This window comes from Alteromonas sp. KS69 (assembly GCF_003989595.1).
Classification (GTDB): Bacteria; Pseudomonadota; Gammaproteobacteria; order Enterobacterales; family Alteromonadaceae; genus Alteromonas; species Alteromonas naphthalenivorans.
Map to the genome: position 1 here is coordinate 130151 of NZ_PYHU01000004.1, position 23281 is coordinate 153431.

General features: G+C 39.4%; 12 protein-coding genes. 8 read left to right on the plus strand and 4 right to left on the minus strand.

What is annotated here, in order from left to right:
• Positions 1-8: 8 nt before the first annotated feature.
• The 6 genes from C7Y69_RS03140 (at position 9) to C7Y69_RS03165 (ending at position 11353) form a co-directional block, all read left to right on the plus strand.
• A complete protein-coding gene (locus C7Y69_RS03140) occupies positions 9-1352 on the plus strand; it encodes a hypothetical protein (protein WP_126871764.1) in 1344 nt (447 codons plus the stop codon).
• On the plus strand, positions 1352-2371 hold the full coding sequence (locus C7Y69_RS03145; protein ID WP_126871765.1) for a glycosyltransferase: 1020 nt from the start codon (positions 1352-1354) through the stop codon (positions 2369-2371). The genes C7Y69_RS03140 and C7Y69_RS03145 overlap by 1 nt, the downstream gene beginning before the upstream one ends.
• A 4-nt stretch (positions 2372-2375) precedes the next feature.
• Complete coding sequence (locus tag C7Y69_RS03150; protein WP_126871766.1) at positions 2376-3107, plus strand: hypothetical protein; 732 nt, start codon at positions 2376-2378, stop codon at positions 3105-3107.
• Positions 3108-3342: 235 nt separating this feature from the next.
• Positions 3343-3690 (plus strand): hypothetical protein, encoded by a 348-nt coding sequence (locus C7Y69_RS03155; RefSeq protein WP_126871767.1) that lies wholly within the window; start codon positions 3343-3345, stop codon positions 3688-3690.
• Positions 3691-3723: 33 nt separating this feature from the next.
• Positions 3724-8373 (plus strand): hypothetical protein, encoded by a 4650-nt coding sequence (locus tag C7Y69_RS03160; RefSeq protein WP_126871768.1) that lies wholly within the window; start codon positions 3724-3726, stop codon positions 8371-8373.
• A gap of 79 nt (positions 8374-8452) precedes the next feature.
• Complete coding sequence (locus C7Y69_RS03165; protein ID WP_126871769.1) at positions 8453-11353, plus strand: hypothetical protein; 2901 nt, start codon at positions 8453-8455, stop codon at positions 11351-11353.
• Between the two features lie 50 nt (positions 11354-11403).
• Here the strand turns inward: C7Y69_RS03165 and C7Y69_RS03170 are convergent, their stop codons facing one another.
• On the minus strand, positions 11404-13275 hold the full coding sequence (locus C7Y69_RS03170) for a hypothetical protein (RefSeq protein ID WP_126871770.1): 1872 nt from the start codon (positions 13273-13275) through the stop codon (positions 11404-11406).
• A 36-nt stretch (positions 13276-13311) separates the two neighbouring features.
• On the minus strand, positions 13312-14340 hold the full coding sequence (locus C7Y69_RS03175) for a hypothetical protein (protein ID WP_126871771.1): 1029 nt from the start codon (positions 14338-14340) through the stop codon (positions 13312-13314).
• 244 nt (positions 14341-14584) lie between these two features.
• Here C7Y69_RS03175 and C7Y69_RS03180 point away from each other — a divergent pair, with 244 nt between their 5' ends.
• Together C7Y69_RS03180 and C7Y69_RS03185 are read left to right on the plus strand one after the other, a co-directional pair.
• Entirely contained in the window at positions 14585-16021 is a 1437-nt protein-coding gene (locus C7Y69_RS03180; RefSeq protein WP_126871772.1) for a hypothetical protein, read from the plus strand.
• Positions 16022-16036: 15 nt separating this feature from the next.
• Entirely contained in the window at positions 16037-17659 is a 1623-nt protein-coding gene (locus tag C7Y69_RS03185) for a hypothetical protein (RefSeq protein WP_126871773.1), read from the plus strand.
• A gap of 128 nt (positions 17660-17787) precedes the next feature.
• Here C7Y69_RS03185 and C7Y69_RS03190 read toward each other — a convergent pair whose 3' ends face one another.
• Together C7Y69_RS03190 and C7Y69_RS03195 are read right to left on the minus strand one after the other, a co-directional pair.
• The gene (locus C7Y69_RS03190; RefSeq protein WP_126871774.1) at positions 17788-22167 is read right to left on the minus strand and encodes a CARDB domain-containing protein; all 4380 of its coding nucleotides are present in this window, start codon (positions 22165-22167) and stop codon (positions 17788-17790) included.
• On the minus strand, positions 22164-23048 hold the full coding sequence (locus tag C7Y69_RS03195) for a hypothetical protein (RefSeq protein ID WP_126871775.1): 885 nt from the start codon (positions 23046-23048) through the stop codon (positions 22164-22166). Before C7Y69_RS03195 ends, C7Y69_RS03190 begins: the two co-directional genes overlap by 4 nt.
• Positions 23049-23281: the final 233 nt, after the last annotated feature.

Genomic DNA, 23281 nt, shown 5'->3' on the forward strand with positions numbered 1-23281 from the left:
GTTGTTAGGTGAGTAATAAACCCAAATTAATTATACATGTCGGGCCTGGAAAGACAGGCTCTTCTGTAATACAGGAGTGGTTGTCCAGCAATAGGAAATTGTTACTTGACGAAGGGTATCTATATCCTAAGCACAAAGTGGACAAAAATGGCATAAGCTCTGGTAATTTTAGAAGTATCTTTTCCGAGGATAAAAATGGTCGTTTTATTTTCGATGTTGATAAAGCCAGCTCACTTATTGAGCACGCTGAAAGGGACGGAGTCGAATATATTCTTCTGTCATCAGAAGCCTTTATAAATTTAGTAAAGCCTTTGGCTGAATATTTTGAAGATGTCCATTTCATTTTTTATCTGCGAAATCCAATTGAATCTAGTGAGTCATTATATAATCAATCTGTTAAACGTCATTTTAATACCTTATTAATCACTACACCTAAAGTCGTAAGTTTCAACAAGTTACTCAAGTTGCATGAATTAACGAAGAGTTTTGCTCATAGATTGAGTTTGCGTTTCTATGGAGATAACTTTTTTTCAGGTGGTAATATCGTTCAAGATTTCTTAGAGACCATTGGCCTTAGAAGAATAACTGTTACCAATGCAAAAGTTATCAACGGTTCATATTCGTTTGAAGCTCTAGAATTTAAACGTTTACTTAATCAGTTTCCCTTAATTGAGTTACATCAAGAACTAGATATTTTTCTGCAACAATATCAGGGGGATATATCATCATTTTCAGTATATTCAGAAGAGCAGTTTGAAGAGTATAAGGGCAAGGCTACAGTAGCACTAGAGAATATGTTCTCGTTATTAGGTTTAGAAAATTCTTCATTTCAGAAGGTAGTTGAGGAACAGACTCAGCGAGAGAGATTCTCTCAAGTATTGTCAGAGCCAGCAGCGTCGAAAATACTGCAATCAATGTATGAATATTCTCCATCACTATTTTCACAAGTACGAAATATTGTTTCTAGTAAATACCTTTCATTTTTAGATTTCAGCCCTTTAAATGATCAAATGTTTGATTATATTGCAAGACCAATCAGCCCTATGAAGCGTAGCCTTTCAACGCTAATGAGAAAATTAGTAAAGCCAGAGGTCTCCTACAGTCTTACTGGTAGTCCGACTCGTGAAAATATAGCTTCATTAATGCAGGCATTGAGAGTTAAGCGACATATGGATGAGGGGAAGTTTTTGAGAGAACTAGCGCTATACTTCGAAGCCGAAGGTGATATTCTTCAAGCGTTCAAATATATGAATAGAGCAAAATTCTTTAGACCCCAAGGTGAGCTGATAAATCGAAAACTCTGCGAATATGCAGATGTCATTAATACAATAAATATTAAGCAATTTGAATAATGTCTTTAAATAATATGAACTTAATCGTTTCACTAACCACTTACGCGAAAAGAGCTAACACTGTTCACAAGACTATTATTTCACTGTTAAATCAAACAGCAGAAATTGATAAAATCGTCTTGTGGCTAGATAAAGACGAATTTACGGATAATACTATTCCGGCTATGTTGGCTGACCTCCGTTCAGAAAGGTTTGAGATAGACTACTGTGAGAATATAAGAAGTTTCAAAAAGCTGGTACCAGCTATCAAAAAGTACCCAAACGCGACTATCGTGACAGTAGATGATGATTTTGAATATCCCCCGACACTCATAGAAAGTCTTTTAACGTACCATTCTTTGTATCCAAATTGTGTTATTGGCGCAAGAGGAAGGGTTATTCGAGTTGAAGATAAAGAAATAAAACCTTATCCCGACTGGCAATTTATACAACTAGAGCATGAATTAAAAAGTAAGCTAGCAATAATACCGATTGGTTATGCAGGCATCTTATATCCCCCTGGTGCCTTACATAAAGATGTAATTAAAGATTCGTTGTTTCAGTCATTGTGCCCAACAGCTGATGATTTATGGTTCAAGGCTATGGCCATGTTGAACGGGACGCCAACAGTAATTATCCCAATTTCTAGAACGGCTTCAATGCACCCTATAGATGGTACGCAAGAGGATGCATTGTATTTATCGCATAATGCGGGTGATGCTAATACGAAGCAAATGAAGGCAATAGTATCGCACTACGCGAAGCTCCAAAAACTTTTTGTGTCGGATTCATTTTCTGCTTGTGTCACTAACGGCTACGAATATGTTAAATTAATTAATTCTATTGCCAATGAACCGAAAGACATGAATTTGGGTTTACTGAGTAAGTTTGTAAACGAGTTAAGGGACGCAGCTATTCTATTAGAAGATAAGAATATTTTCCTTTCTAAAAAACTGATGGAGTTGGCTAAGAAAGGAAGGCCTACTGGTTCGCTTATCAATAAGAAACTTGCCGAATATGAACAGAAGATCAAGAAGTAATATCATGGACTCTCAAGACCGAAAAAATGTTGCGATGATGGGATGCTTTCGTAGCGGGACCAACTTTGCTAAAGCTCTATTAGAGCAAAACTATTATTGTAATGTTAAGAATAACGTTTTTGGTTGGAAACATGGTTTTCTTCCAATCATATCCTCTGACTCTAATGCCAGTTACTCTTTCGATTACGACAAGGCGTTTTTTATTACAAAAAACCCCTTTTCGTTTTTATTTTCCTTATTCAAATACCATCAAGAAGTTAAAAGAAACTTAAAAGCACCGTTGATCTTCAAAAACTTTATAAGGTCAAAGATTATAGTGTTTGATCAGGCTAATCCTCGCTCGCCCGAATTGAGGTTTTCCAGTCCCGTAGATTTTTGGAATGCTATGAATTGGAATTACGCTTCTCACAAAGACTTTGTTCATATTCGATATGAAATGTTGATTGAAAAGCCTGAATTTATCATCAATAAAGCGGCTGAAAAAATGTCTTTGGAACGGACTTCCGGCAATTTCTTTGTTCCAGAGAAAAAAGTTAAGCGCATAAATGATGGTGAAGTTTTATCTAAAGCTGATGATTATCAAACTAAAGAAGCCTTTGATAAATCGAGTTACCTATCTCACGACTATATGGCGTCTTTTGATAGTGATGATATTCGGTGTGTTATGAAAGAGCTAGATAGCGATCTTATATCAAGGTTAGGCTATAGTGAACTTATCGCATCCCTGAAGTCATAACCCTTCTTACTACCGTAAAGGCGCTATCTTTAATAGCGCCTTTAAAGCTTTACCCTGTGACTAGAAAAATAAAACCTCTTCTTTTCAGTGCTATAACCAGCAACGGTATACAAACCCTCAACGTTGGAATCAACAAACTAAGGAATATTCACCTTAGATAATTTAAAGTTTCATTTGCTATTGTCTATATTCTGTTCTATAAAAACTGTTCTTAAATCTTGTTAAGGACAATAGGATGAACAGGTACCTCACGTTATTCCTTTTCTGCTTATTTTTTTTATTACCGTCTTACGCCCAAGAAGTCGACGAGCGCTTTAAAGCGAGTCTAGAAAAATCGCAATTACCCGCATCAGAGAAGTTTTTGCTACAGCAGAAGCAAGCATTTGAAATCAAAAGGCTCAAGCTAGAAGAAAGAGCACGCAACGGAAATCCCGAAGCTTATAGAGAACTTGGTGATTTATTAAGCCGCCCGAGTCGGTTTTCGGACAAATCGAGAGCGCTAAAATATTATCAAAAAGCTGAGTCTTTAAACGTTTCCGATATAGATAGAAGAATTAAAAAGTTAACTAAACTTCCTAATTAATACAAAAAATTTCACTTTAAAAGGAATTCGGCAATGAAAAGTCGATTAATCAAAGGAACGTTCGCTCTTACCGCCTTCGGTATTGCAACCTCTTTTTGCGCATCAGCTGCGGAATTAAAGGGACAAGTTCATTACGACTATGAAACTTATCCAGATGCAACGGTAATCTTAATTAAAAACGGTGTACAGGTTGCCTCAGCTCAAACAGATCATGATGGTGTATATAGTATTTCTGGCGTCGATTTAGGCGAATATAGGGTACGTTTAGAGTCTTCTGATTTTTCATTTTCGCAATCTTTCACTGATATTTCTGGCCCTCAAAATATTCATAACGTTTGGTTACTAAGCGAAGTCGAAGTCGACACTTCCACTTACTTCGAAGTTAGTGGAAGTGTCCAAGATCTAAATGGGCGGATATATCCAAATGCTGAAGTTAGGTTCGTAAACAATTCAACATCTAATTCAGTCACCCTGTATACAAATGAAGATGGAACCTACTTGACGTCTCTAGAAGAAGGGACTTATACCGTTAATTATAGCTTCTATGATGATATAGATATTGACGACAATGGCGAAGTTGATCAATACGTAAATTTAAGTGTCAATGGCCAAGAAGTTATTGTAGAGAGTCAAACTGAAGAAGACTTAGTGTTCCCAGCGAAAAGGATACGTCTGAATGCCCTATATAATGGCGAATTAATTGATGCTAGTTCGCGTATAGATCAGAATACTGGGGAGTATGATGAAGTAACTGGGATTTATAAAAACGTTAGCCTATATTCTTATGGTTATAGTGTGAACGACACTGATATTCTTGCCTTAGCAGGAGAAAACATAATTGGCTCCCTTACCCCGCATGATAATAGCGATACAAACGTATTTATTACCAATATAGAATCATTAGAAACAACCGATGACAGCGCTAGGAACGTTTTTGAGCAAGAGTTATTAGATGAAGGTTTCATCGTTGAAGCTAGCGTCTACGATGTCGATAATATTGCTTTAAACGGTTCATGCCTTTCATTGGTTAACGAGAGTTACTCAATCAATGTTTACGAGTGTGCCAGTGGTGAAACACAACAAGTTACCCTTAAGGTACCAGAAGGTAATTATACCCTTAACTCATACAACTGGTCACCAGAATGGTCCGGTTCTAATAATGTAAGCAACTTTTATTATTTTTCTAACCTGGCAGAATTAGATTTAACGTTGGGTAGTGAGCGTGTGGAGGACTACCTCCTAGATGTCACGTTACCAGTTTATAAACAACGGGGGAGGGTGATAGACGAAGAGGGTAATAGAATTGAAGGGGCGGTAGTTTCCTTCAATGAGTACTTCCAAATCAGTACAGATGAGTTTGATACTTATACTAACGTTAACCACTATGGTGTAACCACCAACCATAATGGTATATTTGAAGTGTATATACCCATCAACCTACCACAATTCTATGTAGAGGCTCCGAATGATTCGGGATTAGCTAATATATACGCCGAGTATTTTTCATCTAAAAAAGGTCAGGTATTTACAATTACGTTACCCAATGAAGACGGTGGGGTAGTAGATCCCGAACCAGTAGATGGGGTTTTGATAACTGGTAAGTTAACTAACTTAGTCGATAATCCGCTCCTTCTAAAAGTGTCGCTTTATGATAAAGATGGAAACTTCATTGACGACACCCTAGTTGATTCTAACGGAAGATATTCGATAGAAGCTCCATACGACGGTCAGTATAGATTGGAAGCCCAATATAATGACTATTGGACTGCTGGCACATCATACAGTAGTAACTACCTAGTTAATCGGTCTGAGAGTTTCTCTGTTATTGGCGATAGTGAATTTAACCTTGTAGTCCCTGTAGTAAGCGCATCTTATAAAGTTGTTGATAGTGACGGTGACCCAATATCAGGATTGGTTATAAAGCTCTCAGGAAATTCAAGTCCAGCTGGGTTACACGATATTGATTATATGTACGCAAGCCATAGCGGAGTATCCAATTCAGAAGGAATAGTCACGCTCACGTCTCCAGTTGGTGATACATCGCTTCAACTTCAAGGAGACGTGCTACCTCTTGATTTATCGTTTTACAGTGAGGAAGCAGTAGTTACTAACACACATACTGATATTGTCTATCTAGCTCAATTTACAGTATCGGATAATGATGAAGATGGTGTACCAGACTTTTATGAGAATAGATTTGGTGATAACGAGGCCGGCAGTGATCTGGACCAGGATGGCTTAACGTTCTTAGAAGAGTTCCAAAACATGTCTTCGCCAAACTCTTCAGATACTGATGGTGACGGAATCCTTGACGGGGATGATGTAAATTCTCAAATGTTTGACGGTTTGGGTGGTTTTAATACCGATGACGACTCTGACTCTGACGGATGGGCGGATATTACTGAAGTATTATTTGGGTTAGATGAAACAAGTGCGACAAGTTATCCAGTTTTAATAGACGAAGCAGTATTTGAAAATACAGGCTTAGAGACTTGTCTATCCTACAGCATTTATGAATGGGAAAATTGGGGTGCTGAATACCTTCACGAAGTAAAAAACCTAAATTGTTATGAGGGGGCGATGGACGATTTAGACGGGATCAGTAAGTTTGTAAACTTACAGAGTCTAACGTTGTCTCAAACTAATATAACTGACCTAACACCGGTAGCTAAACTCACTCACTTGACGGCCCTTGATATATGGCCACTGAGGCCAACTAGCTTGGATTTCATAAGTGAATTAACAAAGCTAACAAAGGTTACAATCGACCTCACAGAATACCAAGGTAATCTTACAGAGCTTTCGAAGTTAACTAATCTAACTTCACTATGGCTAGCAAGCGGGGAAACTGTCTCTAACTTAGATTTTATAGAAGACTTAATCCTGTTGGAAACCTTAAGTCTACAAAGCTTCCCACTAATCACTAACGATTTACCTAAGTTAGCTAATTTGACTAAGTTAAGGTCCCTCACATTGGGCTCTACTCCATTAGGCGAATTGGATTGGATAACGGCATTAGTGGAATTAACTGACTTTAGCGTACGTAATCAAAACGATGTTGATTTTACTCCGTTGGCCCAACTGCCAAATTTAACTTGGTTAGATATTGAGAGTTCAAACCTGACTGATATTAGCTTTTTAGCAGGAATGAATCTTTATACTCTCCGCTTGGAGGGAAACAATATATCGGATATAAGCGTGTTAGAGAACATGACCTCATTGGTATATATATATCTAACTGGCAATTCGGCGTTAACGTGTTTAGAAAATACTGCATATTACATTTCGTATGACGAATTAGAGTATTTATGTTCTTTTAATCCGTTAGATACCGATGGCGATGGGTTAGCTGACGCTATCGATGAAGATGATGATAACGACGGAATTTTAGATATTGACGATACAAGCCCTCTTAGTTATGACGCGAACCTGCTTTCGGCTATGGCTATTCCTTACGTTTGGTCTCAAGACGATGGCTTAATCGCTTATGTTCGCGATATGTCAGGAGAGAATGAAATCAGTGTTGACGTTTACAGTCGAGCTAGCAGCGAGTTAATCACAAGTATTGAATGGCCACGAACGTATGCCGAACCTCAGGTATTTGTTTTAGATGATCTAAATACTAACGGTTATGCAGATATTGGCCTATTCGGTATTGTTGAAACAATACTGACAGACGGAAGCGTTGAACGTAAAGCTCAACTTTTTGTTAAAGATGCTTATACGGGGGAAACTATTAGAGCATTCAACTGGCCGGCAAATTGGACGGAAATGTCATTTGTGAAGCTTAATGATGTCAATAGTGATGGTATAGATGATTTTGGTTTGCAAGGCCGTTTCTATATCGAAAATCGCCCTCAACTTATTATTAAGGACGCAGCATCAGGCAGTACGCTAAAGACAGTTAGTTATCCTGATCTACTTAATACACCGGTCTACCATCAATTGTCAGACATGAATGGTGATGGACTGGGTGAAATTGGTTTGTTTGGTAGAATAAAATCTAACAACAAAATTCAGATAAAGATTGCCGATGGCGATGATACAGATGTCCGTTTACCAGCTTATAATTTTGCGGATAAATGGGAGGATGTATCGTGGCACGAGCTATTTGATATTAACTTCGACGGCGAGACTGATTTTGGTATGTTCGGTATCAGTAAGGATGATGGGCGTGTTCAACTGTTCACTAAAGATGGAACTGATCGCGTAGGAACATTAGGAATATTTAGTTGGCCAGAAGATCTAACAAGCCCTGATTTAACGGTTATTCCTGACATGACGCTCGATGGCGTGCCAGAATTAGCGGTATTCGGTTACCGCTCTTCAGTCGACCGCTACCAATTGATTATCAAGGATGGCTCTGACAGAGGTATAACCCTAGTGAGTCATGGGTGGAGAAATAATCTAAGTGATGTATCGATACACGTAATTAATGACCTTAACTTTGATGGGAAAGTAGAAGTAGCTATTTTAGGTCAGCGAAGTTCAGGGGCGTGGGAACTGAATATTAATGATGGCGCTACTGGTGATACATATCGTGTAGATGTTTTAGGCTTAGACTGGGCCGCTAAGCCAAGCCTATTGCCAGCTTCAAACAGCAACTTAAGTATTGCTGATGAGGTAATTATTTATGGAAATACATTGAGCGGCAATGAAGTTAAGTATTACTTAGAGCGCTAATAGGTAATATTGCTTATATATTTAGCCCCATTTCACACTGTGATTGGGGCTTTTTGTTAGGGATAGGAAGCAATAATAAATGGTAAACATAAAAAAAATGAAGGTTGCGGCAGGATTAATGCTAGCAATGGTGACAAGCTTTACTAATGCAAGTTCTCTTAGTGAAGTATTCACTAACAACGAGCGTATAATGATTGATGCGAGTCCAGACTTGCCAGAGTTTGGAAGAACTCCAAATATTATTATTCAGAAAAGTGGAGATAGTTCAGCTTTATTATCTTTAGGCAATGGGTATGACTTAAAGGAAAATACCCTTGCTAGTTTGGCTGTTTCTGATAGTGAAGTTAGCATACTCACCAACGATCCGGGTACGTATTCGATATCATATTTTTATTTCTATGGAGATGAAGATCTAGCTAGGTGGGGCGATGAAGTTGTAGCTTTTTTAGAAGAAGCTTATTCGGTAGCACAGACGGATAACCCAGCAATAATGGAAATTTATTCTGGTACGGAATCTATAACACTTTCAGAGCTCTCAGTAGTTGAAGGGGAGTTTCAAGTAAATGTTGTTGAAAGACGGTTTGAAACGCTGTTAATTCCTCAAACCATGATAGATAACGTGCCGGGTAATTGGAATATTAGCACTGAAAATACAATTTATTCATCAGTGTCTTATTTGGCCCGTTTAGTAAGTGCAGATGTAAGCCTGCTAGCCGATGTAGAAGAGTTTACGAGCGGGCAATGGGCGCTTCCCTTCGTTACTGATTATGAATCCATAAATTATGCTTCAGGGCCCAATATTGTAGCAGATCTTACTGGCAATATTTCTTCTGGATTAGGAATGACAGTCGCTAATCAGATAGAATTTGCGGCTTCTGAAGTTGACGAAAAAATTGTTCTTTCCACAGATGAATATAGGCATGAATATTTACCTTATGGAAGAGATGGTAAAGAATGGGAAGTACTTGTAAATGTTTATGATGGCAACGAACTTCGATATTCGTTTGCAGGGGTGATGATCAAAAAAGATGACAGTACGGAAAATTTTACTAAACACTTAACGACGCAGTTTCCTTTCATTCAGAATGGATTTCTCAATGGCAGAGCAGCCGAAGATGACGCCCTTTTAGATTGTATAGGTGTTTTTGGTTATGTATTCAATAACGACAATAGCCTAGACCGCGGTTTGACGTGTAGGTCTTATTCACCATATATATACACAGGTACTCGCGATTGGGAGTGGCATGTAGATAGTTCTGATACAGTAACCTTACAACTAACCAATACTAGCGGTTACTACAAAAGTAGAGTTCGCTACTGGTACCCTATTGCCACTGATTCAACTGGATTAACGCGTGTACTAGAGCATAGTTACGCGAGCATCGATAATGATGGAGATGGGTTTGCGGATACAGAAGGTAATTTTATAAAATCTAGAATAAATTCAATTGGTGTTCTAGATCTTAGTCGGTACGAAGATGAATATACAAGTGCTGGCTTTCAAGGCGATCACGATGGTGATGGAATCAATGATAGTCAAGACGAAGACGATGATAACGATGGAATGCCTGATTTATTCGAAAACTCATTTAGCCTGAATCACCTTGAAGCATCAGATGCTTCAGATGATATAGATGGTGATGGTTTAACAAATTATGAAGAATACTTATTAGGAACAGATCCCTCTAGTTTGGATAGCGATTCGGATGGCGCTTCTGATGGTGATGATCCATACCCATTGGATGCCAATATTAGTGCATCGAATCAAATTTTAGATGCTAAGAACTTATCTGATATAGATGGTGACGGAATAAATGACTGGTTTGTTGCACATCAGGGAATTGGCGAACTCATTGTAAAAGTATATTCGGGCGCTGATGGAACTCAGATCAGTAATTTGGTTTGGACTCAAAGCTTCACAAATATATCGTTTGAGATTATCGATGATACAAATGGTAATGGCGCACAGGAAATTGCGGTATTCGGTTATATAGAAGAAACCAATGGATTACCTAAATCTAGATTATTTGCGTTAGACGGCTTAACGGGAGATAGAACCATAGTCCACACTTGGCCAGCGAATTGGTCAGCCCCATCATTCTTACTTGTGGATGACGTAAGTGGTGATGGCATTAGAGACATTGCAGTGCAAGGAATTTTTAAAGAGGATAACAGGCCTCAACTTTTTGTTAAAGATAGCATCACAGGTGATAAGTTGGTGGTTCATTCATACCCCTCGATACAATCGGATACTGTCTATTTTCAGCACAGCGATTTTACTGGTGACAACTTTGGTGATATCGGACTTTATGGACGTCTTAAATCTAACAATAAAGTACAAATTAAACTATCTGATGGTGTAGATGGTGAAAAGTATACTTCGTACACCTTTCCTGATAATTGGTCTAATACGTCATGGCACAGACTTTCTGATATGAATAATGATGGAAGTGACGATTGGGGTTTATTTGGTACGCGCAGAGATGATGGTCGAAGTCAGGTCTTTACAAAAAGCGGGAAGGACAAAGCGGGAACATTAGGCATTTACAGTTGGCCGGAGACATCTAACTCCTCGTTTCATATTGTTGATGATATGAATAATGATAGTGTAAATGAACTCGCTGTAGCGGGCTACCGAAGTGATATTGACAAATATCAGATGGTAATTAAAGACGGAAAAGATAATAACATCACTCTTTCAAGTATAGGGTGGCCGGATAATTGGACCAATGAGACCGTAGAGTATTTAGGTGACCTAAATGGTGATAACGTTGCTGAAGTTGCTATTTTTGGGCAGAAAGAGGTCAATAATCGTTGGCAGCTAAATATCAAGTCGCTGGATGGCTCGTCATACGATCAATTTGAATTGGGTGCCGAGTGGGATGAGAAACCTGACTACATAGTAATTAATAGTGCTGTTGGTATGAGTGTTTTTGTATACGGCATGTCGGGCGGAACAAGCTTGTCTAAAATGTTCTAATAGTTTGAGGTAGGGTAGCGCTAGAAGGTATAGCGCTACCATACCAAATGTCACATCTTCTTTTGGATAAGTATGTCGTCTGCAGGTACAGTTAGTTGCTTAAAGTTGTAGTCTCCACTAACCGAAATATCAGATGGCAAGATGTTCACCGGCTTATTAAATGGGTTTGTGAAGACAATTCCATTTTCATACTCTCGATAACTTATTAAAACACTATTATTTATACTCAGCGCATTCAGTGACAACGCTTTGCCATCTGAACTAGCAAAACAGATTTCCTCCGATGTCATGTCATCCCAGTAGAACCAACTGGTAAACGCTTCACTACTAACTAAACTAAAGCGCGCATCCTCTTTATCAGGCTTAGCTATCAAAGTTGCAGTAGCTTCTTTTCCCCCCTGTTTTGTTGCATCGACACTAACAGTTACTGGTCCACCTTTAGGTGAAACACCAAAGCAATGCTCGCTAGAAACTTTATTATTTCTAAAGTTAAGTGTGGGAAACTCTAGATGCGCTTTTGATGGCTTACCTACTTTGGTCTTTACCGAGATAGAAGCGTCCGCGGCATAGTGCTTTAACTTGCCAATAGGCTTTCCCAAGTCTCGAAGTGACTTAAACTCTGGCCATTTTTGATAATGAATACCTCTAGGACGATGGCCGGGAACAATGACTGTATCAGTCATCATGGCTGCCACTACGGTTAATCTACGGATATTGTCTGGTGGAATTTTTCGCTTTCTATCTTCGGTCCAATATTCCGCTAATCTTACGTAATTTAAAGATGGTTTTTGAGAAAATTTAGACCAAAAAGTATAACGGTTTAGGCCACTTGACCAATGCTCTAACGTCCCATCTTCGTTATTTGGCCACCCTTCACTTTCCATACCGTTTAGTATGTGAACAGCCTTTTGATGAATATAACCACCATCCGCTAAAATAAGCTTGGTATCTTTAACCTTATTGCGTAAAGCGCTAAGAAATTGGTAAACGCCTTCTTTATGCCATAGATCGTAACTAATTTCATCTTTGTCAGGAAGGCCATCTTGGTTGGCGTCAATGGAGCCAGGGTAGCCACCAATCTTAGGTTGGTGGTATTCAGTTAATACGTCTAAAGTGATACCGTTGAAAAAGCTCATATCTTGCAATAAATATGTGCCTAGCTCATTACCCAAGCGATTGGAAAGTCCATACTCAGAGCTTTTTGTAATTCCTCCATAAAACCAATTATATTCCCATAATCGTTGTTTTACCGTTTTATCAAATGGGCCTTTGGCAGCGTGAAGTGCTATGTAAGCTTGGCCTTTATCAAAGGCTTGTTTTCCTTGCTTTAATAAATCACGTTTTATCGTAATTGTCTGTGTAGCTGGATCGACTTTGATAAGTTTCGCATGTTCATACTTATCCCAATTTAGGGTGCCATCGGTATTTTTATGAACAAGTACCACATCATCATATACACCATCCTGGATGGCACGATTACGTTTAAAAGCTTTGACATCACTTACACTAACCAAACTCGTAGAATCTTTATCGGATATAGAGGTAGTGTTAGTAGTACCGAGAAGATACAAGAAGTCGGAAGCTTTCATATTCTCGGGCGCAAACGTCGGTAGTCTAGAGCGCCCATTGAAATGTAACAACATCAACTGGTCGGGATATTGCTCTCTAAATAAAGATAGAGTAGTTCTAGTATTCTCTTCGAAAGGACGTACTTCTTCATTCAAAGCTTTAAGGACAATACCGCTAGCGGAACCCCACCGTTTGATCCAAGCAGCGGATTTCTGTGTTCGTAAACTGCCTTCCGCATACCTGAAATTTACAGTCGTAAGTTCACGCTCATCTTCAAGAACAAACGGAGGTAGCTCCGCTAGCGCACTAAAAGAGAGTGAAAAAAGAATTATCGCCGAGCAGGAAATTTTCATAAAGACTCCATTCTTTAATACAGGCCTAAATAGAGCTTACTTAATAAGCTCTTCAATCAAATTGATACGTTCAGTCGAAAACATTTGTCCACTTATTTTACCTTTTAAGTTTGCAAAAGCGGCCTTCGATTCAGGGATGGATTTAATGATAGATGTTACTATCTGCGTAAAGTCGACATTGGTTAATGTCTGTTCGTAATAGTTTTGTTGCTTCTTATTAGTTATATCTTCAATAAGTGAATCAAAGGATTCGATAGGGTAATCATCATTAAACGCCGTTAGGGCATCAATTGAACTTTGTTTGTGAGCCGCAAATTCGTCAACTGGAATTAAAGAATAACTTCGGGTTCCAGTAGAGATTGATTGCAGGTGCTTATCTATTTGTCGGCCAATGTTGGGCTCAATATCAAATTGATTTAACCACCTTCTTATCTCTAGAGCTTCTAGCGTATAAGAGGGGTTAACGCCTTTGACCGCGTCAATCTCAGCTAAATCGGATAGGGCGGGGTTGAGAGTATGTAAAAAGTCTTTTACCAAGGATTGACCAACGTAAGCCGAAGGAGAGTAAGCTCTTAGCGTAAATCGTTCCACCCCAATATCATTAATTAACGGGCGCAACATATCTAATTGCCACATGGCTGAACGACTGTTTTCACTAAATAATTTTGTTTCACCGTGTCGTTTGACGACTTGGTTATAATCGGATTCTAGTAATTCAAATGGAGGGCGAATATACCCAATAAACTGAGCGTTAGGGAAAAGAGTGGCAAGCTCGGGAAGCTTCCTCATAAACATTTCCGATGAAAGCAGTAGCGTATTACAGTTGTTTTCTCTACATTGCTCTTTTAGTTTAAGTTTATTCGGTCTGGCTTGTTTCAGCTTGTCGTCTTTCGGATTCTTAAAAATTGACATTGCATTACCTGAACTTATGCCATTTTTATCAGTACCATGTTCAGGGTAATATATACGTTTTGTTTTCAAAACATCTCTATTTTCCAGCAACCACTTCTGAATTGCAGATGTGCCAGTTTTAGGTGGCCCAAAGTGGATGAATACCTTCGCCATTTTATTCCTCTGTTTAACTATTAAGGTAAGCCGTTAAGCTACCATAAATTTTCGCTCTTGATGGAGCCTTAATGTCAAATTTATCCATGTTAGTCATTTTGGTAAGACACAAGTAGTCACAACAATAGACTTGGTTGAAAGGTGTGCTATCTTTAAGCATAACTAAGGAAAGTTATTCGAGATACTAAAGGTGAAGTTTTCAATGACTGTCCTAGTTTTCCATAATTAACTAAACGGTATAACAATGAAAACTAATAAAAAGTTCGCAGTATCAGCGCTTGGCCTATTATTTATGACTCACTCAGCCATATCTCAAGAAGTTATCCCTCATATATTTACCCCTTCTACACCAGCGAAGGCCTCTGAAGTAAATGAAAACTTTGATGTGCTGAATCAACGCTTAACCTCACTTGAACAGCATTCTTTAGGGTTAAAACTTAAAGATGGTTATGAAACAATCGAGTTAGATTGTACTGCAAACCCGGCAGCCCTTAATGAAACGTACTTAGCGAATTGGCAGCAAAAACAACTAATCTTTGAGATTGCAGGATCCTGCTACGGTGATATCGCACAGCCGCGTACAGAAGATGATCCTGAGGTCCAAGTCCGCGGTCAAGATGTGATAATCATCGGTAAAGACGAGACAGCTAAGATAATAGACAACGATATCTCCGGTAAAGTTGGTTTATTGGGTGGTTTTGGTGGTGGCTTATATCTTAGTGATTTAACGATAGAAACAGAATCTGATTTTCCCGTCCTTTATTCAAGAAACGGCCAGGGCTCTTTGACTAATATCACGATTAAAAAGATAAACGGTACACCGTATTCAGGCCTTTGGGTCCAAGAAGGCGCTCAGGTGTATGTGTCCGACCTCAGTATTGAAGGGTTCAATACTGGTATCTATGCTACAAATGGTGCTTTAGTAAGAATAGTCGGCGATGTTGCGATCACTGATGTAGAAAATGGAATTTCGTTGCAAAACGCATTCGTGCGAGCACAAGGAGATTTCAATATTAACGCTTCGCAAAGTGCAGTATCCATGGATATCGCATCAGGTTGGATCGGTTGGGATACATCAATAACTGCGGAATCTGGAAGAATTGATATTTCTCGAGGAAGTAGCATGGTGGCGGGCCTAATCGATATCCCTAGCTCTTCAGTTAACCTGTACAGCTCTACTTTTGAAGCATATTCATTAAATGCATCAACCTTTCTATCCGTATCCAGCGATAGCACATTGTCTAACGCCAATGTCTCTGTTTTCATGGATTTGCAGAGTGGTTCTAACATGAATATGAGTAACTCTGTTACTTCAAACATCATGGTTCAACATGCATCCACTCTAGGCGCATGGGGATCGACCATCAACGAGTTAGAGGCTAATAAGGGCGCATTTGTAGAATTTGGCAATGTTACTGTTCAAGGTAATGTTCGTATGTATGAAAATGCTTCATCTTATATTAATGAAACGATATTCGAAGAAGGCTCTTTCCTGAATATAACGGCAAATGCTCAAGTGAACATTTTTGGTAATAGCACTATCTCTGAAGGTCAGATCTCGTGTTTCGGTGGTTACGTCAATATTGAAAATGTAGACGTGAGTGATTTTAACAATGGCTGCCTCGATGCATTGGGTGTCCAAGAAATGATCAACGCTTTTAAGCAAAGTAGAGCGAACTAAGTAGGGGGAGCGGTCATGGAAAAAAGATATTGCTCAGTCATGGTGGCGTTGTGCTTTAGCAGTGCTATTGCAAGTGCGCAAGACTTACTATGGGACGGTGGAAGCTGGGATAGTGCAAATTGGCAGACAGGCGGAAATAACGACTACCTTGATACTGACGGAGACTTGTTTTTAAACATCAGGGATGAAGATGATGACAATGACGGTGTTGCCGATACTAATGATGCATTTCCTCTCGATCCACTAGATTTTCAAGATTCAGATAATGATGGGCTAGGTGACAATGCAGAGTTAGCACTAGGTCTAGATCCATTTAACGCTGATAGTGACGGGGATGGAATTACAGACGGAGAAGACCCATTCCCCTCCATAAATCAGCCCGTTAAAAGAGTACAGTATGCAACAAATATTAATGATGTAGATAATGACGGTGTTGCGGATCTCGCATTAGTTTATATCGATTCTATAGGTAAAATTTCAGCAGTAGTCATGAATGAGGTAACAGGTAGTCAGATTCATGAAATTGGCTATCCTGGGCGATACAACTCAGTAACAGTGCACAAGATTGATGATAAAAATGGTAATAACGCACAAGAGTTGGGCGTATTTGGAATTTACGAGGATGAAAATAGTCCAGCCGGCATGAAAGCACGGTACGTAGTTAAGGATTCACTAACGGGTGACACCTTAAATACTTACACTTGGCCAGGTAATTGGACAGGGATGGCGCTAGTCGAACTTAGCGATCTTACCGGGGATGGAGTACCAGAACTAGGCTTGCAAGGCCATTTTGTTGAAGAAAATCGCCCTCAGCTGGTGGTAAAAGACGGCGCTACTTCAGAATCGCTACAAACTTACAGCTTCCCAGATTTACTCCATGACCCCTTGTATACACAATTGAGTGATATGACTGGCGACGGTATAGACGAAATTGGGCTTTATGGCCGTCTTAAATCAAATAATAAGATACAAATTAAAGTGGTAGATGGTACCGACTCAACCAACCGTTTGCCAGCTTATAACTTTGCAGACCTTTGGGACGATGTTCAATGGTTAAAACTCTTTGACATAGATTATGACTCCCAAGTTGACTTCGGGATGTTTGGCCGTCGCAAAGATGATGGTAGGGTTCAAATTTTTACTAAAAGTGGAATAAGTCGTGTGGGCACGTTAGGTATATTTAGCTGGCCTACTGAAATGACGTCACCACAGGTTTTAGTTATTGAAGATTTAAATTTTGATGGTGTTGAAGAGCTAGCTGTTGGAGGATATCGAAATGATACGGAGCGTTACCAACTAGTCATTAAAAATGGCACCAATAGAAATGAACTTATGTATAACCTTAGCTGGTCTGGAAGCTTATCTGAGGTTGCTTTTTATGAATTGGGAGACATCAATAGTGATGGGGTTCATGACGTTGCAATAGACGGATTAAGAGCATCGGGTGCGTATGAGATTAACATTAAAGATTTGGATGGTAATAGCATTGATGTAAAAGTATTTGGAACAGACTGGCAAACAAAACCAACAATGTTTATATCACCAGATATTACAGGTGACGGCTACACTGACATAGTCATTTACGGTGAAAATCAGCAAGGTGAAAGCAAGTTAGTAGTCCATCCCCTTGTTTATTAAATAATATGATCAAACTTGGTAAATCTTGTATAGCTATTTTTAGCTTGTCTAAGGTTTTAAGTTAGATTACACGCACAAGAAGGGCGGTTTATCCGCCCTTTTCTCGTCTAAATCCCGCTATATTTTTCTTAGTGAAGATGAGTTGCTACAATTTTTCCGGTTGAACCACTGTATAGCGTAACAACCGCTTTCCCATCAATAGACAAACCAGTTAGAAGCAAATCTGAAATCATATCGCCATTAACATTCTTTACCTGTTTCAATTCAGGTGCTTCAAGCCAGTTACTACCGAAGCGGATAGTGCGAAGGCTAGAGGTGGAACTACCATCAACAATAAGTAGTTCGTTATTGCTAGTGGCTCTGTTGGTTCCTTGCAGTGCAAACTCAGGGTAGCCGTCATTATTCATATCATCGAATGAATGAAAAACCACATCATCCCATTTGTCAGCCCAGGTGTAGGTCGCTATTAGCGCGTTTCTATCTTGACCATCTTTAACTTGAATTTGATTACGCATGGTATCTGGGCGCCAGCCTGCGACAGCCAGTTCTGCAACATTATCTGCAGTTAAATCTGGTGTAATAAGTAGTTGTGGATTATCCATTTCAGGCCATGCATAAGAAGCAAGTAAACCTTTAATTTCTCTCGCGTCTTTGACCATTAGCATAATACGACTGTCTTCGTTGCTTTTACCGAACAGCCCCCAATCCGCTAGCCCATCACTGTTCATGTCGAAAAGTTTGTTCCAGCTGATATTGTCCCATCGGTCAGGATAGTTGTAAGCGGTAAACTTATTATCTGCGTCACGACCACTAATTAACTTTATCTGTATTTTGTTATTATGTTTTATACGACCAAAAATAGAGATTTCATCTACACCATCGCCATCAAAATCACCATGTTGAAAATATTGAGGTGAATTATAAATGTCTGGGAAGCTATAGGTTGCGTAGTCATCTCTAGTGTCGCCATTTAGAACCTTTAACTGTGGCCGAGAATCCTCTTTAAATTTACCTTCTAGTGCCACTTCCGGAATGCCATCTCCATTGAGGTCGGAGAGCACTTTAGCCGAACTGTATTTCCAGTTTGCTTGCCAATTAAAGGCTTTAATAGCATTACCGGTTACAGCATTCTTTACGAATAATTGAGCTTTACCAGCGTGTTCTTCATTTTGACGTATACCAAACAGAGCAATATCAATAGTGCCGTCTCCATCCATATCCGGCAGAATGTGCAGTCGAATAGTAGATTGAACGTAGGAATTAGCGGGCCAAATCACGGTATTTAATTCGTTGCCGTTAAGCGTATCGACAATTTTCAAGAATGGCGCATTATTTTCAATTGAAAATATGCCAACTTCATCTCTGCCGTCATTGTTAATATCGAATAGTTTATAAACAGAAACGATAATATCAGTATCAATGGTATCAGGCGCTAAGGGAGTATTATCTAGTTTATCATTTATCCCATCGCCATCAGAGTCTGCTACAAGTGGGTTTGTACCAAACTGAAACTCGTCAAAATTCGTTAAGCCGTCGTTATCCGAATCAATGGCTGCATCGTTAATAAGCGGGTTTAAACCTGCTGAAATTTCGTAGGTATCGGGCATGCCGTCGTTATCGTCGTCAAGGTCGCACGCATCACCTAAAGTGTCATCATCAGTATTGATCTGCTGTTCATTTGCAATAGAGGGACAGTTGTCGAAAGCATCATCTATGCCGTCGTTATCTTGATCAGTTTCTGGCGAAGAATCTCTGTAGCCTGAGAACATAATATTATCGACGTAAAGGCCATCCCCTGGCATTGCGCTGTGTAAGCGAAGCACGAGTTTGCCCGCCCCAAAAGTAATAGTAGGAATAGTGATAATAGAGCAGGTGTTTGCACTTACATTATATGGATATTCAACCACTTCTTGCTGAGTTAACGTGGCTAGAAGCGATGCTTGCTTATTGACTGAGGCATTGCAGACTTCAACAGAGATTTCAGATACTTGTTTTGGAATATAAAACGGGTTTATTACTACTGGCTTCGCACTATTTTCAAGATAAAGCTGTGTATCTCCACTAGCACTGACAACCCGCGTTGCTTTTGTTTCTCCAGTATCAACTAATTCAAACCCTGGCTTATGCTCTGTATTTTCAGTTAGCCCATATGTAGTTCTATTTAAGTTGCCATTAACTATCCCATGCCCCAAATTAAACCAATCAAAGGTGTTGGTAGATTGTCCCTCGGCCGAAAACTGATTATCAAACAAGTAATTATCAGAATTTCGTAAATTTTTAAGGCCACCGATATCTGAAAGGTTATAGCCATGCTCTCTTCTTTCGATTGCGTTAAAGTGGTACCAAGTAGACTCTACGGTATCGGAAAATAAATCTATGGTGCCATAGTACATTTCATGTACATCTGAATGCCCCATTTCATAAAGCTTTTTTGATGAGCTTCCGGAAATGTGCCGCCCCGTAAGCAGGAGATCAGAAGTTTGCCAGTAGTTATCTAGCCATGTTATTCCCTGCCAGTTAACCACACCATTGTCATTAAGTTCGGGGTTTACATCAAAATCTGAATATATCCTATCGATAAGCCCCCAATCGTGTGGGTCCAAGGTTGTCATTTGAGTTACAGGCATATCGGCACTTAACAATCGTTGCGCTAGTTCGCTGTTAACAACGGTTCCACGGCTGTGACCAATTAAATGAATAAAGTCAAAACTATCGATACTTACGTTTAATTGCAATTGCGCTATAGCGCCCATTAGTGACTGACTAGATGCCTCAGAGTATCCTGCGGATAAATTGTTCGATAGCTCTGCCCAGTTATGGACAACAATATGATGCTTTGCGCCTTCTAGTAATTCACCGGTTTCTGTAAGTGAACCCGAACTAGGGTTAAAGGTCCAAATTTGTGTATTGCCAACAAGATTCATCGACCTATTTTGAATAGCTTCAGCCATATCGCTAGGCCAATCTTCCAAAGTACCCGAGAAGGTATAGCCGTGGCTTATTACCGTTAAATAAGAGGTCGTGGAACCTAGTAAATTTACATCTACTGATGATTCAAACACATTATTTGAAGCCAGTTCATTTTCTACGTTAGGTGCAGATATACTCACTTTTAGGCGATGATTCCCTTTAGTAACAAAGCAATAGTTAGGGCAATGGCTAGCACTATAAGCTTCTTCAGGAACAGTAAGAGTTAAGGTTTCTTTTGCTGTAAGTGAAGAAATATTCCAAGTATATATTTCTACATTCTCAGTTGTATCAGTTAGCGTAACGCTAAAGGCACTGTTAATGGGTACTGTACTGTTATTTTTGATACCAACTTTAATGTTTGTATTTTCCCCAACAATCGGCAACGGAGTAAACTGTAATATGGCCCCTTGCTCTATGGCAGTAAAATCAATATCGGGAACGTCAGCTTTCAGCACAGTTAGTAAATCAGAGTCCCCCGTTCCCGAAGAGCTCGAAATACCTGAAATAACGGCATCAAAATAATACTCTGGATCGCCAGATGCATCATCTGTATACACCGCATTCCAGGTTGCCTGTGCGTATAGCTTATCGCTAGTAGCATCACTTTTTATTGTGGTTACTATAGATTGAATAGGGTCGTCACCTACTATGTCATCTTCATAAATTCGAAAGGTAATAGTAGTGCCTTCGTCAAACCCAATAACATCGGCAAACATACCGACACTATCACCCGCAAGCCTCTGCAAAGGTGCTTCCCAATATACATTGGTTATTTCTTGCTTGGCTGTAACTACTACTTCAACTAAGTCGGAGTTGTTGTTTTCAACAGACTCGTCAATTTTAAGGTTATAGTCGGCATACACTCCAAGGTAGTAGGTGCCTGCCTCGGCGGAATTAGGGATAGAAACATAAGTAGTTTCTGAATTAGTACTGCCAGCACCAATAGAAAACTGACTGTCTTCATCTAAACAGCTATCGCCTTGCGTAATAACCGTATCGGTAGACCAATAAACACAATGCTGAGAGCCGCTACCAGTAGATACCTGGCCCTGATTTTTAATAGTGTAATACACAGTTGCTGCATCGCCCGCTTCAAGGGTTAGGTTGCTTAGCGATAATGAAGAAACCACTAAATCTGGCTTTTTCTTCTTTACAGTGAAATGCCATGAATGTACTTCTTTTATCGTTCCATCTTCTATATAAGCGTGAAGCTCGTACTCTCCATCTGCAGTAATCGAGTAGTCGCAATCTGGAGTCCAATCGCCCCAAAAAGAAGTTTCACCCTTGCTGCTTCTAGACTCACATCCGGCAATAGCATTGCCGTTTTTATCTTCGAAATAATAGTGAGTACCATAGTCTGTATCTTCAACGCTAAAGTTGTGTTCCCCGTGATCAACATCGTAAGTTAGCGTAACGGCGCAAGAGGTCCATCCGTTTTCCTGAGGCCCACAATGCGTACCATTAATTGGAAGAGAGAAGTCTTGTGAAAACGCATGCAAAGGGAACAGAAGCACTAATAGCAATAAATAGCGCCTCATTTGCCAACTCCCTTTGCATCAAAAATGTCTATGTACATTTCCCACTGAGAATTTATATCGGTGCTGCCGTTACCGCCTTGCGTATTTGATTTCTCTTTCGCAATGGCCTCCCTTATTACATTTATTGAAACAGCATCACCGGAATTTACAGAAATTAACTGGTTGGCATTAGAGATAGCTTTTGCTATGCCGGTAGATATAGCCGAGCCTTTATCTTGAACTTCATCTGTAACTAAGGGAGCAAAATAGAGCTCTTTAGGTGAAACCATAACTACATTGTACTCGGCCTTATTAGCAGAGGAGGAAGTAGATTTTAAATACAGCTTTTCTTTATACACATGATGAGGAATACCAAAAAAACGGTCGAGCACCGGCTTTGTGCCGAGTGATGCAGAAACAATAATAGTGACTAAATCATCACGAAACCTTAAATTCCTTTCCAGCGCTTTTAGTTCTGCAACTGCTTCTTCCTGTATCTGTGCTTCAGTTTGAGTTTGAGCACTTTGATGTAGGGCTACTTCAACTTTTTGTTGTTTAAAACTATCAATTTGTTCGGTTGTTATTAAAAGTGTTTTTTTTGTTCCACCTAAGGCGTAGGCGAAGACATAAGCTACGGGGGCGCCATCCAAATCATAATAAACGTCTTTCACCATAAGCGTTTTGGTGTTGTGGTAATTCCACGCGGTTGTATCTGCTACGAATCTGGCAAGGCTACTTATGCTACTTTGCGAGTGCTCTTCCTTTAACGCATCTTCCACCTGGGCGTATGCGTTAATATTCACCAAGCCATAAATAGCGACATAAAAAAGAACGGAAGAAAGAAACTGTAAAATATTAGCGCTTTTAACGCTGCTGACTAGATGGAGAAGAATATTTTTCATATAAATGTACAGCGCTTTTTTGTCTATAAGATGGATTCGATCCATTGTTAGCAATGACGTTGCGCAAACATGAGAACATTCGTTGGATGACACGTCTAAACGCTAAAGGCGAATAGGGGAGGTAACAGCTCGTCCATGAATATACTGATGAAAGTGCGAAGAACAATCCTTGTCTTACAGGTGCTTTTTATTATTGAGAATTTAGCTAGATTATTAATTGAAATTAATTTGGG